General features: G+C 44.8%; 14 protein-coding genes. 5 read left to right on the plus strand and 9 right to left on the minus strand.

All coding sequences use genetic code 11. From position 1 onward, the window contains the following. Positions 1–4: 4 nt before the first annotated feature. Positions 5–646, minus strand: a complete 642-nt coding sequence (locus AXF12_RS08225) for a hypothetical protein (RefSeq protein WP_066430145.1) — start codon at positions 644–646, stop codon at positions 5–7. Between the two features lie 139 nt (positions 647–785). Between AXF12_RS08225 and AXF12_RS08230 the strand changes: the two genes are divergently transcribed. Continuing rightward, positions 786–2,696 (plus strand): S9 family peptidase, encoded by a 1,911-nt coding sequence (locus AXF12_RS08230; RefSeq protein WP_066430147.1) that lies wholly within the window; start codon positions 786–788, stop codon positions 2,694–2,696. Positions 2,697–2,946: 250 nt separating this feature from the next. On the opposite strand, the gene AXF12_RS08235 is transcribed toward AXF12_RS08230, so the two are convergent. Continuing rightward, a complete protein-coding gene (locus AXF12_RS08235; protein WP_066431896.1) occupies positions 2,947–3,819 on the minus strand; it encodes a hypothetical protein in 873 nt (290 codons plus the stop codon). Positions 3,820–4,054: 235 nt separating this feature from the next. After that, complete coding sequence (locus tag AXF12_RS08240; RefSeq protein WP_066430149.1) at positions 4,055–5,053, minus strand: aldose epimerase family protein; 999 nt, start codon at positions 5,051–5,053, stop codon at positions 4,055–4,057. Positions 5,054–5,586: 533 nt separating this feature from the next. Between AXF12_RS08240 and AXF12_RS08245 the strand changes: the two genes are divergently transcribed. The 4 genes from AXF12_RS08245 to AXF12_RS08260 all read left to right on the plus strand — a co-directional run bounded on the left by AXF12_RS08245 (position 5,587) and on the right by AXF12_RS08260 (position 9,811). Further along, entirely contained in the window at positions 5,587–6,759 is a 1,173-nt protein-coding gene (locus AXF12_RS08245; RefSeq protein ID WP_066430151.1) for an AIR synthase related protein, read from the plus strand. 27 nt (positions 6,760–6,786) lie between these two features. Further along, positions 6,787–8,022 carry a hypothetical protein gene (locus AXF12_RS08250; protein WP_231909919.1) on the plus strand — a complete coding sequence of 412 codons (1,236 nt, stop codon included), beginning with the start codon at positions 6,787–6,789 and terminating at the stop codon, positions 8,020–8,022. A gap of 123 nt (positions 8,023–8,145) precedes the next feature. Beyond that, the gene (locus AXF12_RS08255) at positions 8,146–9,501 is read left to right on the plus strand and encodes a peptidylprolyl isomerase (RefSeq protein WP_066430152.1); all 1,356 of its coding nucleotides are present in this window, start codon (positions 8,146–8,148) and stop codon (positions 9,499–9,501) included. Positions 9,502–9,505: 4 nt separating this feature from the next. After that, on the plus strand, positions 9,506–9,811 hold the full coding sequence (locus AXF12_RS08260) for a DUF4298 domain-containing protein (protein ID WP_197697152.1): 306 nt from the start codon (positions 9,506–9,508) through the stop codon (positions 9,809–9,811). Between the two features lie 65 nt (positions 9,812–9,876). Here AXF12_RS08260 and AXF12_RS08265 read toward each other — a convergent pair whose 3' ends face one another. The 6 genes from AXF12_RS08265 to AXF12_RS08290 form a co-directional block, all read right to left on the minus strand. Then, complete coding sequence (locus AXF12_RS08265) at positions 9,877–10,596, minus strand: YebC/PmpR family DNA-binding transcriptional regulator (RefSeq protein WP_066430154.1); 720 nt, start codon at positions 10,594–10,596, stop codon at positions 9,877–9,879. A gap of 3 nt (positions 10,597–10,599) precedes the next feature. Next, entirely contained in the window at positions 10,600–11,196 is a 597-nt protein-coding gene (locus AXF12_RS08270) for a GrpB family protein (protein ID WP_066430155.1), read from the minus strand. Then, positions 11,193–12,365, minus strand: a complete 1,173-nt coding sequence (locus AXF12_RS08275; protein ID WP_066430156.1) for a CapA family protein — start codon at positions 12,363–12,365, stop codon at positions 11,193–11,195. Before AXF12_RS08275 ends, AXF12_RS08270 begins: the two co-directional genes overlap by 4 nt. 22 nt (positions 12,366–12,387) lie before the next feature. Beyond that, positions 12,388–13,059, minus strand: a complete 672-nt coding sequence (locus AXF12_RS08280; RefSeq protein ID WP_066430157.1) for a phosphatidylserine decarboxylase family protein — start codon at positions 13,057–13,059, stop codon at positions 12,388–12,390. 202 nt (positions 13,060–13,261) lie between these two features. Beyond that, entirely contained in the window at positions 13,262–14,515 is a 1,254-nt protein-coding gene (locus AXF12_RS08285) for a pyridoxal phosphate-dependent aminotransferase (protein WP_066430158.1), read from the minus strand. Between the two features lie 54 nt (positions 14,516–14,569). After that, a complete protein-coding gene (locus AXF12_RS08290; RefSeq protein ID WP_066430159.1) occupies positions 14,570–15,415 on the minus strand; it encodes a transketolase in 846 nt (281 codons plus the stop codon). Positions 15,416–15,525: the final 110 nt, after the last annotated feature.

Genomic DNA, 15,525 nt, shown 5'->3' on the forward strand with positions numbered 1-15,525 from the left:
GCTTTTATCGGTGTTTGTTGATTTCGTCCTGCAGCTGTCGGCGCACTTTTTGCTCGCGGTCGATTGCCGCTTTGCGATAACTCTCGTATTCTTCCTGCAATTCAGCTAGCTCACGTATAGATTTGCGCGTTACTACGTTGCTGTTGGAAAATTTGTATACGTAAAGGATAAAAAGTATGGCTAAGACGAGCACAATGCCCCACATAATAGCGTTGTAAGCACCTTTGGGAAGGAGAATACCGAAGAAATTCATACTGTCTTTCTCGTTGCGCGTTTGATCAAGTGAGGCTTGCAGTGTAGCGATGTCGCCGTTCAGTTTATTAATCTCGTCTTCGTGTTTTTTCACAGTCTGCTTCTCGGTTTGCAGGCGTGTGCGGATGTTCTTGAGGGTGTCGGAGAGGCTTTGACGGAAATGGGCAAGTTTTACCTTGTCGAACATTTTGTAGTTCTGCCACGAGCCACCTTTATCAATCAGGATTTGGAGCTGATCCATCACTGTGTTGATTTTTGGCTCAGGCACCTCCTCTTCGGTAGGGCTTGCTTTCTGCCCAACGGCAGGATTAAAAGTAGTTTGGTTTGCATCTTGTGCGTTTATTGCAAAGGTGAGAAACGCACCGAAAACACTCATAATTATTTGTTTTTTCATCGTAACTTAAGTCTTTTTATGGTGCAAATATACAACAATTTTTTTAAAAAGCACCTATCTGGTGATATTTTTTGCAAAAAACTTTTTGTCGGTTCGGAAATAAAGTTGTAATTTTACGGCAATTTTCAAGGATTTCTATATGAAAAAATATTTTATTATTCTCATTACAAGTATGATAGCAAATTTTACAAATGCGCAGGCGCCGCTCACTCCCGAGCGGTTATGGCAATTGCATCGGGTGAGTGGAATCGTCCTGACGGCGGACAAAAATTATGTGTTGATGCAGGTAAGCACGCCCGATATGGTGGAGAATTCGTTTAAGAAGGAGTTCTACAAGTTGGCGGTCAACGGGGGCGTACCTATTCCGATATCGGGCGAAGAGGTGGAGCGCCTTACTGAAAAGCTGAGCCCTAATGGACGGCTGAGGCTGGTGCATCGCAAGGTGAAGGTGAAGGCTGTGCTGGGCAAAGACCTCTACGACGATTTGCAGAAGAGCAGCGGCAAGGTGTATTCGGCTTTGGATCATCGCCATTGGGATAGCTGGAACGACGGGAGCTACAATCACGTTTTTATTGAGGATGTGACGGGGAAGCAGCCTCCTATCGACCTTTTGGAAGGCAAGCCGTACTACTGTCCGCAGGCGCCCTTCGGTGGTGATGAGGATTATACGTGGAGCCCCGATGGGAAAAAGGTGCTGTACGTCACTAAGGCAAAGGTGGGCACGGAGTATGTAGTGAGCACAAACACTGATATTTATGAATACGACCTGGCCACTGGCAAAACGAGGAACTTAACGGAAGGAATGATGGGCTACGACACGCAACCGCAGTTCAGCAAAGGAGGCGTGCTTTCGTGGCTGAGTATGGCGCACGACGGCAATGAGTCGGATAAGAATGACCTATATATATTATATAAAGGTGAAAGGCGCAACCTGACCGCCGATTGGGATAACACTGTGGCGGGCTACCTTTGGAGTGCTGATGGGAAGAAGATATACCTCCTTGCGGCAACTGAGGGTACTGAGCAGATTTTTGAGCTCGATCCGTTTGCGAAGAAGCCGCAAGTAAGGCAGCTTACCAAAGGCGTGTTCGACATCAACAGGATTATTGGGCAGACGGGCGACGTGCTGGTGGTGGCACGCACGGATATGAACCACGCGACGGAGCTCTTCACGGTTTCGTTGAAGAAAAAGAAGAGCGGCTTTGCGGACGTTCAGCCGCTTAGCCACGTGAATGACGCGCTGTATAAGGACATTGCGCTTTGCCCCGTAAAGGCTCGCAGCATCAAAACGACGGACGGCAAGGATATGTTTGCGTGGGTGATCTATCCACCCGACTTCGACCCTACCAAGAAGTACCCTACCCTACTCTACTGCCAAGGGGGACCGCAATCGGCACTGACGCAGTTCTATAGCTTCCGTTGGAATTTTCAGCTGATGGCATCGCAGGGGTATATCGTCATTGCGCCGAACCGCCGCGGAATGCCTGGACACGGGGTGGCGTGGAATGCTGAGATCAGCAAGGATTGGGGCGGGCAGCCGATGCGCGACTACCTCTCGGCTATCGACGATATCGCCAAAGAGCCTTACGTGGATAGGGATCGCTTGGGCGCCGTGGGGGCGAGCTACGGGGGCTACTCGGTGTACTATCTGGCGGGGATCCACGACAAGCGTTTTAAGACGTTCATAGCCCACTGCGGGGTGTTCAACCTCAGGAGTATGTACGGCACTACCGAAGAGCTGTTCTTTAACAATAACGAAATCGGGGGTGCGTATTGGGAGAAGGACAACGCAGCGGCGCAGAAGTCGTATGCGGAATTTAACCCAATAGAAAAAGTGGCGGCTTGGGATACGCCGATATTGGTGATACACGGCGGGAGGGATTACCGCGTGCCCGAAGAGCAGGGCTTGCAAGCCTTTACGGCGGCACAGCTTCGCGGTATAAAAAGTGAGCTGCTGTATTTTCCTGATGAAAGCCACTGGGTGTTGCAGCCGCAAAACGGTTTGCTTTGGCAGCGCACTTTCTTTAGATGGCTCAAGGAGACTTTATAATAGTGAGGCTACAAAGCGGTACGCAGATAAAGTTAATGGCGAAGGTAAAGACCTCTGCACCAACGAAGACAAAGACAAAGGCGAAGTTTTAGAACAAACGCGCTTTGGGGCGCGGCTGAGCGAAAAGGTCGTTGCTCAAAAAACTTCTGTAAGGTGCAGAGCGAGAGAACCAATGGTGACCTTCTTATCTGAAAGTAATCCGCCTTGTAGCGCTCTAAATCAGCACGGAGAGACATCTGTTATAGGTCAACTATTGCTCTCTGACTGAACCTATATGCTTAAGGAAATTGTCGATTTCAGTTTTGTAGATATCCGGTATCACGATTCTGAAACTGGCGATTTCTTCTTTTATTTTGGTAAGTTCCGTAGTTTTGTCCAACAGCCATTGTTGTATTTTCTCGCTGCGCTCTTGTTCGGCTTTCAGGAGTGCTTGGTTGTAGGCTACGCGCATATCGTTTTGGTACTCGCGGAACTTTGATTTGTAGAAATTCACTTCGGATTCCCACTGGCGATGCTCGGCTAAGAGGGTTTCCTGCAAGGCTTGCAAGTCGTTGATATTGTAGAGCGGGGTGTGCTTTATTTTTATCACCTGTTCGCCTACTTGCTTGAAGGTGATGAGCTCTTGCTTGGTGAGTTTTTGTCGTATCTCGTCGAAATTGTGGATGTATTTACCGATATGGGCTGCTTTTGCCTCGGCTTCTTTGTACTGCACGGCGCCTTCAATGGAGAGGGTTTGCAGATAGTCGTCGATGGTCACTTCATTCATCTTAGCGAGCGAATCGTAATCGATCGGCTTGATTTCCTGTTCGGCTTTCTGGGGCAATTCGCGCAGCTGCTTGCTGACCTCTTCCAAGCGGGCATCTTTCTCTTTGATGGCTGTGCGGAGATAGGCTGAGATGGCATACAGCGAGCCGATTTCCTCAAGTTTGCCACCGATGTTCTCTACACGCTTAAAGTTGTCTAAGGGTTCACCTTCGATGGCAGAAGTATGCGTTTCGATGGCACCCACTTGTTCTTGAATGGGCTTAAGCCGCTCCTTGATGCGCTCGCAGATGTAGTTTGCCTCGGAGGAAGTGAGCCCAGAGATGTTGAAATACGGATTTTTTGTTTGTAAATTGTTCATCACACTATTTATTAACATTGTTTCTTTATGGAAATTTTTGCAAAGGTATAAAGAAATATTCACATCTACAAGTTTATTTGATAAAAAAATTGAGCTATCATATTTTTATGATAGCTCAACTGCGATTATTAATAAAAATTATTTACTCATTTAAAGGACGGAAGGAGCACTACGCTTCATCATCTTATACGGTAGAAATCCGACAGGCGCTAAGGTAGTAAGCCCTGAGATAGGATTAAAACACAAATCTGAACTCAGTGAAATACTTATAAAGCGCCCCAACGGATAGCTCTACACTTGGGAAGTCTGAGTGCTTGGTGGCATCCGCAGGGAATTGTGCCTCAAAGCAAAGCCCTCTGTTCTTGCCAATGGTCTTACGCCCTTCGGGGGTGAAATTGGGGAGGTAGTAGCCTGCATAGATATGAAGCACGGGGTAGTTGGTACGCACGAGCATCCGTATGGACTTCTCTGCGTTGACTACGTTTGCCATATAAACCGAATCGCTGGTTTGCGCGGGATAAGAGCGGTCGGTATCCTCGTAGATAGCCTTTGGACGTGTGTAATCAAAGGGGGTGCCCTTTACGGGGAGTATCTCACCTGTGGGGGTAAAGGAGTCCTCCGCCAGAGGCATATAGTAACTTGAATGGATCTGCAAGCGGTGCTTAAGGATGTCACTATCATCCTCACTGAGATTGAAATAGGTGTGTTGGGTTAGGTTCAGTATGGTAGGCTTATCGCTTTGCCCTTCGTAATCTACTCGCAGACAGTTATCAATCGTAAGGGTGTAGCGCACGCGTACGGTCACATTCCCTGGGTAGCCCTCCTCGCCATCTGGGGAAATGTATTCAAACTCAGCCGAAGGATTCATCCCCTCAGTAAGATCAATGAGTTTCCACAACTTCTTATCGAAGCCCTCAACGCCGCCGTGTATCTGGTGTTCGCCGAGGTTCTGGCTCAGCTGCACTGCCTCACCACCGATGTACACCTTGCCGTTCTTAATCCTCCCTGCATTTCGTCCGATGACGGCTCCTAAATACGGGCAATCAGCAAGGTAAGCATCTGCTCTGTACTCCTCATAGGTGTCGAACCCGAGTACGCACTCCACCTTCTTATCACCGACAGGCACCTTAATAGATGTGATGATGGCTCCGTATTCCATCACAGTAACTTCCATCCCATCAGGGTTTTTCAGAGTAACCATCAGGGGTTTTGCGGTGTTTTTTTCTTCTGACATAATAGTATTGTTATTTAGAATATTCAGATAATGAAGTGACAAAGGTACGCATTTTTTTGGGAAAGTTCCAAATTTATCGCAAACTTTCATCGGGGTAGTGTGCTCCTACCTTACTTTCAAAGGGGTAAAGACACTGGGGATACTTGGGAGGAACTTGCGACTCACTTGGGGCTCACTTGGGATTCAAGACGAACTCAGAACGAAGTCAGAACGAACTCAGATTGATTTTTTATCCTTTTTTGGATGATAGGTGTAGCGGTTTTATCGGTTGTGTTGCTCGGAAGAAATGATGGTGCAAAGGTAGAAAAAAGAGAGCAATCCGCCAAGTTTTTTCTTCTTTTTTTCGAAAAAAGCACCTACTGCTGTTTTGCCTTGGAAATCAGTAGAAGGGTTTTAGGGCAAAGTTTTTCGGTATTTTACTTGTAAATTCGTGGAAAAGCTGTACCTTTGCAGAAATTTTGACCTATATGGATCTCAGAGAAATTAACCAGATTTCTCGCTCTTTATGCGGCTAAATAATAAATCAAAGCGCAATGGAAGTAAGCAAACGATATGCGCAGCGGGGGGTATCGTCCGCCAAAGGCGAGGTACACGCAGCGATCAAAAATATAGATAAGGGGCTGTTCCCCAAAGCCTTCTGCAAGATAGTGCCCGACTACTTAACGGGCGATGAGGAGTATTGCCTTGTGATGCACGCCGATGGAGCGGGCACGAAGTCGGCATTGGCGTATATGTATTGGCGCGAGACGGGCGACCTCTCGGTATGGAAGGGTATCGCTCAGGATGCCTTAGTGATGAATCTCGACGACCTTATATGCGTGGGGGCGGTGAGCGATATGATGCTCTCATCGACCATTGGGCGCAACAAAAACCTGATCCCTGCGGAGGTGATTGCGGCAATCATCAACGGCACTGAGCAGCTCATAGCAGAGCTGGCGACGTATGGGGTGAAGATCCATTCCACAGGGGGCGAGACGGCTGATGTGGGAGACCTCGTACGCACCATTATTGTGGACTCGACCGTAGTGGCACGGATGCGCCGCAGTGAGGTGATTGACAACGCAAATATTAAGGCGGGCAATGTGATTGTGGGGCTTGCTTCGTACGGACAGGCGACTTACGAGGGTGCTTACAACGGCGGAATGGGTAGCAACGGACTGACTTCGGCACGCCACGATGTGTTTGCGAAGTATCTGGCTGGGAAATACCCTGAGAGCTTTGACGCAGCAGTACCTGAGGGGCTTGTATATGCAGGCACAAAAAGGCTGACGGATGCGGTGGAGGGGAGCCCACTTGATATGGGAAAATTGGTGCTTTCACCCACACGTACCTACGCGCCGATCATCAAAAAGGTGGTGGAGCGTTACGATAACACGCAGATCTGTGGGATGGTGCATTGCAGTGGCGGGGCACAGACGAAGGTGCTTCACTTTGTGGATAAGGTGCACGTAATCAAGGAAAACCTCTTTGAAGTACCGCCGCTCTTCAAGCTCATTCAGCAGGAGTCAGGCACGGATTGGAAGGAGATGTACCAAGTGTTCAACTGTGGACACCGTATGGAGCTGTATGTGCCAGAGGCAATTGCTGGGGAGATCATAATGATTGCACAGTCCTTTGGAGTTGAGGCACAAGTGATTGGACGCGTGGAAGCGTCTGAGGAAAAAAGGCTAACGATTGAGAGTGCGTTTGGGAGGTTTGAATATTAAGCCTTATTACTAAATTACTTTATCTTTATGAAAATCAATATCACAAAGGATATACGATGGGCATTGATGTGGCTGTTTATTGCGGTGTGCTTGGGGATAGTGCTTAGAGCATTGCCTATCAGCACGTTGCCTTTTGATATTCCTTATCGCAATATCGTGCATACGCATTCACATTTGGCGTTGCTCGGCTGGGTATACGTCTCGCTCTCGGCAATCCTCGTAAGGGAGTTTGTGCGATTGCCCCAACAAGTGCCCACAACCCTCTTAGAGACAGACGGTGTGGAGGTGCGGCTCTTCAACCGATCGGCACTGAACTACCGCATATTGTTCTACATCACGCAGTTATCCGTCATCGGAATGCTTTTTAGCTTTCCTTTTCAGGGCTACGGAGCTGTGTCGATCACCTTTTCGTCTATATTCATTATTTGCACTTACTTCTATGCGAGTTTTTTTTATAAGAATAGAAAGGAGAAGGGAGAGGTGAGCTATAAGTTTGCGAGGATGGGGGTGTTTTACCTATTGCTGTCGAGTATTGGGATATGGATGATGCCTGTCTCTATCGTGAATTTTGGCAAATACTCCGATGTATATATGTGCTCGATTGCCTTTTTTCTGCACTTTCAGTACAACGGTTGGATGCTTAGCTCGCTAATGGGCTTGTTTATACGCAAATACGGATGGGATAGGCAGTACCCTGAGCTGTTGCAGCGGGTGTTTGTCCTCTTCCAGATAGGGGTTTGTGGCACGCTTTTCATCTCGTGGTTGGGTTATTTCGATTATACTATTTACTACATCGTAGGGGCTATCAGTGCCCTAATATGGATTATGGCAGTGGGGCTTATCCTTTTGCTCTATGTGAGAACGCAGGGCAAAACGCTGCTCAGCAGTATATTTATAGGCTTTTTCAGCTTGAAAGTGGTGATGATGCTCATAGGGTGCATCCCTCAGGTGAGTGTGCTCGTATTTCACAATATGGACTTGGTAATCAGCTATCTGCATTTCAATTTCTTGGGAATTGTAAGCCTTGGAATATTGCTTTTCTTGGAAGAACAAGGGGTGTACAAAGCCAATCGATGGCTTGTGTATCTCTTTCTATTTGCCTTTGTATGCACTGAGTTTTTGGTCGCTTACAAAGGATTTTCGGGGGCACTCGGCTTGCCTATGATTCCGCATTTGCAGGATTGGTTGTTGGGCTTTACCGCACTGTTTTACTTCCCTGCCTTGGGGTGGAAATTGGGTAGCAGCAAAATTAATTTGCAATAATCTTTGGGAATATCGTTATTATTTGTAACTTTGCGCTCTGTATGGGTGGAAAGGGACTACCTATAACTCAGTAAAACGCTAAAAACTAAATTGTTATATAAATAAAACAAGTAAAAAAGACTTATGAAGAACATACGTATTTTGTGTCTGCTGGCAGTAGTATTGCTTTCGGGGCAGCTATGGGGGCAGACCTCAGAACGCAAGAAAGTGGATGGTGTAGCCGCAGTGGTGGGGGATTACCTCATCTTGGAGTCGGATATTGACAAGGCGTTCATCGATATGAAGCAACAAGAGATAGATACGAAAGATATTACGCGCTGCCAGATGCTCGGCAAGTTGATGGAGGATAAGCTCTACGCGCACCAAGCCGTACAGGACAGTGTGAAGCTCAGTGATAGCGAAGTGCGCGATGCGGTGAACCAGCGTATAGAGTTCCTTACCGCACAGTTGGGCGGCGACATCAAGAAGCTGATGGAGTTCTACAAGAAAGACGATGAGCAGGCAATGCGCGATGAGCTTTTCGACACCTTCAAGGTGAGTATGCTCGCCCAGCGAATGAAGTCGCAAATAGTGAAGGATGTGGAGGTTACACCTGAGGAAGTACGTACTTTCTTCAACAATATTCCTGTGGAAGATCGCCCTCACTTCGGCACTGAATTAGAGATAGCACAGATCGTCGTAAACCCTGTAGCTCCTAAGAGTGAGGTGCAGAAGGTGATCGACCAGCTCAATGACATTAAGGAAGATGTAGAGAAGAACGGAGCGAGCTTTTCAACGAAAGCAATCCTCTACTCGCAAGACCGTGGCACAGGTGGACAGGTGCTGACCTTCAACCGTAACTCGTCCTTTGACAAGGCTTTTAAAGACGTAGCCTTTACACTGCAAGAGGGGGAGATCTCTAAGCCCTTTGAGTCGAGTTTTGGTTGGCATATCATCCAGATGGATAAGATCCGCGGTAAGGAAGTAAGCGTAAGGCATATATTGCTAATGCCTGTCATACCACAAGCGGCTTTAGATGAGGCAAAGGAAAAGATAGAGAAGATACGCAGCCGCATTGTGAATAAAGAACTCACTTTTGACGAGGCTGCACGTAGCCTTTCAGATGAAAAAGAGACCCGCAATGATGGTGGTCAGCTCATCAACCCAGAAGACCTCTCCACACGCTTTGAGCTTACGCGTATTGAGCCATCGCTCTATGCACGTATCTCCGACCTGAAGGACAATGAGGTGTCTATTCCTTTCTTAGATGAGGATAGAACAGGCAAAAAGACTTATAAGATCTATCAGATTACCAATCGCATTGATGAGCACCAAGCCGACTTCGTAAAGGACTATGTGAAAATACAGGATTTAGCCCTGAAAGAGAAGCAACTGAAAGCCATCACCAAGTGGATGAAGGAGCACATTGAGAAGACTTATGTAGCAGTAAATGGCGAATATCGCAAATGTCAATTTACCAACAACTGGTTAAAGAAATAAAGCAATGATAATCGAACAGCGCATAGCCCATATACAGCAGATGGAGGGAGTGCTCAACACCTCAGAGGCACTCATCAAAGAGCTCTACGAAATGCTTGAGCGTTGGGAAGCCCATCAGCCTGCCCTAAAGCAGCTCATCGCTTATTACGAGAGTGAGCAATGGATGGAGGACTACGATGCCAGCAATGAAGGACAGCTACCGAAAGATATGCCACAAGGTGTACTCAGTGAGGATGCCGTCTACAATGTAATCACTGATATAAAGAGCCTGAAAGAAACTTTTGCAGAGTGTAGTAAATATAAGATATAAAAAATAACTCTTGCTTGATGAAATACCCAAGCAGGAGTTATTTTTATATAACAAGTGAGAGTTGTTTACTCCTCACTCTCTTTCATATTATGGTATACATTCTGTACGTCATCATCCTCTTCTATTTTCTCTAACAGCTTTTCCACGTCTGCCATTTGCTCAGGGGTAAGCTCCGTCAGCGATTGTGGGATACGCTCAAAGCCTGAGGAAAGGATTTCAAGACCTCTACTTTCCAGCTCTTTTTGTATCGCTCCAAAGCTACCAAAAGGTGCATAGATGAGTATGCCGTCTTCATCTACGAACACCTCCTCAGCTCCAAAGTCTATCATTTCGAGTTCTAACTCCTCAGGGTCAATACCGTCTGCTTTGATGCGAAAGTTGCAGGTGTGGTCGAACATAAACTCTACCGAACCTGAGGTGCCCAATGCGCCACCACATTTGTTAAAGTAGCTACGTATGTTGGCTACCGTACGGTTGTTGTTGTTGGTAGCCGTCTCAATGAGGATAGCAATACCGTGAGGAGCATAGCCTTCAAAGAGGATTTCCTTATAGTTCTCAGTGTCTTTCTCGCTTGCCTTTTTGATAGCGCGCTCTATGTTTTCCTTAGGCATATTGGCAGCCTTAGCGTTCTGAATCACCGCACGCAAGCGGGCATTGGTCTCAGGGTGTGGACCGCCTTCTTTCACTGCGATTACGATGTCTTTGCCAATACGTGTAAAGGTCTTTGCCATTGCTGCCCAGCGTTTCATTTTGCGGGCTTTTCTAAATTCAAATGCTCTTCCCATTTCTTATTCTTTGTCTTTAACTTGTTTATCTGTTATATGGTTAATATTCATTTCTTTCTTTCCTATTTCTGTATACTTTCTTACAAAATCTTCTTTAGCCTCAGTATACCCATCCCTATTATGCTGATAAGGTTTCCATAGAGACAATTTCAATTTCTCATAAACCTTTGCCACCTCAGGGTGTATACGTAGATAGTCTCTGAAATACAATTCATCATTATCACCCTCATACCGCAGGTGCAAATGAAACACACGCTCAGCAAAACCCTGCAAAGTATAGCCTTTATTAAATGACATACGCGCTTCTTTTGCTGACATCAACAGATAACCTGCTGTTAATATACAATGCTTCATTTCTTCAAAGTCTGTCCCTTCCTTTACTTCAAGCAACATATCCACAGTGGGTTTTGCCCAAATGCCCTCAATAGCTGTACTTCCGATATGGCTCAATCTCACCACCTTATCAGCAGGTAAATACTCTTCTAACAATTGCTTCTCTTCTTCAAACCACTCACTCCAACAAGCCTGATGAGCTGTCAAAATAATAGGGAACAACTCCCACAACTCTTCTAAACTCATATCAGTTAGTTGTTTCTTCATTTATTTTCCACTAAAGCATCATCTGCTTTTAATATAAAATCTCCTTCAAACTTCAATGCTGTCTCGGGAAAATCCAACCTTGTCAGTCGTTTAAGCTCTTCGAATGCTTTGCAATCATTATCAAGGCGTAAGCCAGCAGCTTTTGTCTGTTTTATAGGTACTACCTTTGCATAGAGAAAATCACCCTTATTATTGAGTTTGATATCCAGCAGTGGCGCAATACCTTTTAATCCTTTAAGACTAAAACGCCCATATGTATTGAAGTTGCCTAAGCTATAAGCAATAAACTTATTCTTGTAAAGCTCTACAGCCCGTGTAACGTGTGGTCCGTGACCGAGTACAATATCCGCTCCTGCATCTATCACGCTATGTGCAAATTTATAAACATCCCCACGATTTTCACCATAGAACATCTCTTTGCCACGAGGTACACGCGTATAAGGGGCACCCTCAGCCCCTCCGTGAAATGACACTATCACAATATTGGCTTGTGTACGCAATTGCTGTACCAGCGTCGTTGCTCGCTTTATATTATTTACAGTCAGCATATCTGCATTGGGAGAGAAGGCACAAAAGCCGTATTTTACACCTTCCTTTTCAAACACCACTGACTTTTTCTCCACAGGACCTGCGTGCTGTATTCCAACCTTATCAAGTACCTTAGCAGTAGTTTTCCGACCTATGTAACCAAAATCATTTGCGTGATTATTAGCCATACTAAGAAGATTAAAGCCAGCCTCTTTTATAATCTTTCCATAGCGCTCTGGCATACGAAAAACATAACAACTCTCCTCTTCCTTCTCTTTATCAGTGATTGGTTTATCCTCTTCTTTTTTATAGAACTCCTTACTTTTATCAATTAATATCGTCTCTTTCCCCTCAACATCCTTACATTTCTTGCATTTATCAGAGTCACCACGGTCTAAAAGTACCCCCTCTAAATTGCCAAAAACAACATCCCCTTTCAAAAAGTTCTTCACATATTTAAAGCTCTTTCGTGCGTCATCTTTTGGCAAATGTCCTTCAGGAAATCCTGAGCCTATCATCATATCTCCTACTGCCACAATGCTAATAGTATCTTTCAAAGTACCAATCGTTAGTGTATCGGTTTGTGCCCATAGCTCTACAGAGGCTATGAATAATAGTGTAATAAGTAGTTTCGCCTTCATAGCATATACGCATTGTAATTATTTACTGTTCACTATACGTTGCTATCACCTGCTCTCCGCCTTTGGCCTTATCGCCTAATTTGACGGTTACTTGAGCATCTAAGGGGAGATATACATCCACACGCGAACCAAACTTGATAAAGCCAGCGTCCGTACCTTGTACTACCTCATCACCTACTTTGGCATAATTGACAATGCGCTTTGCCATAGCCCCAGCTATTTGACGGTACATAACCTTGCCAAAGACGGGATTATCCACTACCACAGTAGTGCGCTCGTTCTCTTCTGAGGCCTTAGGGTGCCACGCTACAAGGTACTTCCCTGGGTGATACTCACTGTAAACCACTTTACCACCCAACGCATAGCGGGTAACGTGTACGTTCAGTGGCGACATAAAGATAGAGACCATCAGTCGCTTGTCTTTAAAATACTCAGGTTCATACACCTCCTCTATCACCACTACCTTGCCATCAACAGGGGCAATAATATGCTTGTCATTGCGTGGCGTAACGCGCTTTGGGTTACGGAAAAACTGCAATATGAGAATGAGCAGCACGATACCTGCCCCTTGAATAGTCTTCCCTGTCCAAAAAGGCAAGTCCCAATGCTCCATTGCATAAGTAGCCCCCAATGAGAGCACCGCCACGATCACAAACGTGGTGAGTATAATCTTATATCCTTCTCTGTGAAACATCGTCTAACATTTTAGGGCGCAAAGGTACAAAAAAAATATAAAACGAGAAATTTTTTGCAGATATAAAAGATTTGTAACACAAAAAGATATTGAAAATGTATCTGTTACAAAAAATAGTATTTAAATAAACACACTATCATCTATAAAAAAGAAGCTGTCCAAAAAATCGGACAGCCTCTTTTATTATAAATAAATTGATATGTTATTTAAGCACACTTAGCGCCTTCTCTAAACGTGGCAAAACGTCTTTGATATCCTGTAACGAGCAACCTCCTGCTGAAGCACGGAACCAAGGCATTGTCCTACTATTACCAAAAGCTGAGAAAGGAACAAGTGCCATACCTGCTTCCTGAATCAGATAAAATACTAAATCAGTGGTATCATTTAGTTTTTGCCTTTTAGGGGTTGTCTTTCCCACATAATCCAGTTTAATAGTCAAATATAAAGCACCCATAGGCTTAATACTTTCTACAGCAAAGCCCTTAGATTTTAAGGTTTGTATACCTTCGTGTAAGGTCTCCAAGCTATATTTGATTTTACCTTTATAATCAGCTACAAAAGCATTTACAGCAGCTGTTTGCTTTAAAAAGGCAGCCATAGCAGCTTGTTCAGGTTTAGGTGCCCAAGCGCCTACGTGGGTAAGTAAAGCAGCCATTTTTGATATAATAGCTGAAGGTCCAAAAGCCCAACCTACGCGTACCCCAGTAGCTGCAAAACATTTTGAAGAACCATCAATAAAAACAGTATATTCCTTCATTGCAGGCACTAAACTCACAGGGTTAAAATGCTTTTCTCCAAAGGTAAGCATCGCATAAATCTGATCATACATTAGATAAAGTGGCTTTTCATCTTCACTCCTACACTTATTTTCCTCTACAATAAGTTCACAGATGTCACGCAGCTGCTTCTCCGTAAACATTGTCCCTGTTGGGTTCAGAGGAGAACACAAAGCTATCAATACAGCTCCTTTAATGTGAGGTTTTAGCTCTTCTGCCGTAGGTAAAAAGTTATTTTCAGGTTTTACCTCTATTTCTACCTTCTTTGCTGAATTGAGATATGAATAGTGATTGTTATTCCAAGAAGGAACGGGATAAATCACCTTATCACCTTCATCCACAATCGTTTTAAAAGTCGCATAGATAAGCGGGCGCGATCCTCCCGCCACCAAGATATCCTTAGGAGTGTAATCCAAGCCATAACGTTGCTTCAAATCTGCTGAAACGCTCTCACGCAAGCTAAGCAATCCACTTGCAGGTGGATAGTTAGTAAGATTATCTGCATAAGCTTTCTGGATACCAGCTTTTAACTCTGCTGGAATAGGATAAATGTTTGAATCCAAATCGCCAATAGTAAGGTTGGTAATCTTCTCTCCTTTCGCTTTAAGGTCGTTTACCTCATTACCTATCTTTACGATTTCAGAACCAATAAGATTCTGTGCCAATTTTGATACTTTCATAAATTTTAAATATTTTAGTATTTATCTCTTTCCTAAGAAATAAATGGTTATTACTTAATAATCTCCTAATGTTTCAGGATTTTGAGCTAAGGCTTTTGCCAACTGCTCATCATTAGGTGCTTTCCCGTGCCAAGCGTGTGTACCCATCATAAAATCTACACCATTACCCATTTCTGAGTGTAATAGCACACAAATAGGTTTACCTTTTCCTGTCGCAGCCTTGGCAATGTGCATTCCTTCTAAGATAGCTGCAATATCGTTTCCTTTCTCAATGTCGAATACTTGCCAACCAAAAGCCTCAAATTTAGCCCGTAAATCACCTAAAGGCAGTACCTTATCCGTAGGGCCATCAATCTGCTTGCCGTTGTAATCCACGGTAGCAATAAGGTTATCTACTCCCTTTCCTCCAGCAAACATCGCCGCTTCCCATATCTGTCCTTCTTGTAGTTCACCATCACCGTGAAGGGTGTAAACTAAGTGCTTATCACCATCTAACTTCTTTTCTAAGGCAACCCCTATGGCAACTGAAAGTCCTTGCCCCAACGAGCCCGAAGCAATACGTACCCCTTCTAAGCCTTCCTCAGGTGTTGGGTGCCCTTGCAAACGTGAATTAAGATGCCTAAAAGTAGCTAATTCACTCACAGGAAAGAAGCCTCTACGTGCCAACACACTGTAAAACAGAGGCGATATATGTCCATTAGAAAGGAAGAAAACATCTTCTCCCTTACCCTCCATTTTAAAAGGTAAGCGGATATCCATCAGCTCATTATATAGGCAAACAAGAAACTCTGCACATCCCAATGAACCACCTGGGTGTCCAGAATTTACTTGGTGTACCATTCTCAAAATATCTCTACGCACCTGCGTGGTCAAATCGGTAAGTTCTTGAATGTTTGGCATTATAAATTACATATTTTATAGGGGCAAAAGTACGTACTATTTTTTAACTGTGCAAACAAAATGTCAAAAATTTTTAAAAGATTTTTCTGAAAGAAGCTGTTTAAACTTTT

Source organism: Capnocytophaga haemolytica (genome assembly GCF_001553545.1).
GTDB classification, from domain to species: domain Bacteria; phylum Bacteroidota; class Bacteroidia; order Flavobacteriales; family Flavobacteriaceae; genus Capnocytophaga; species Capnocytophaga haemolytica.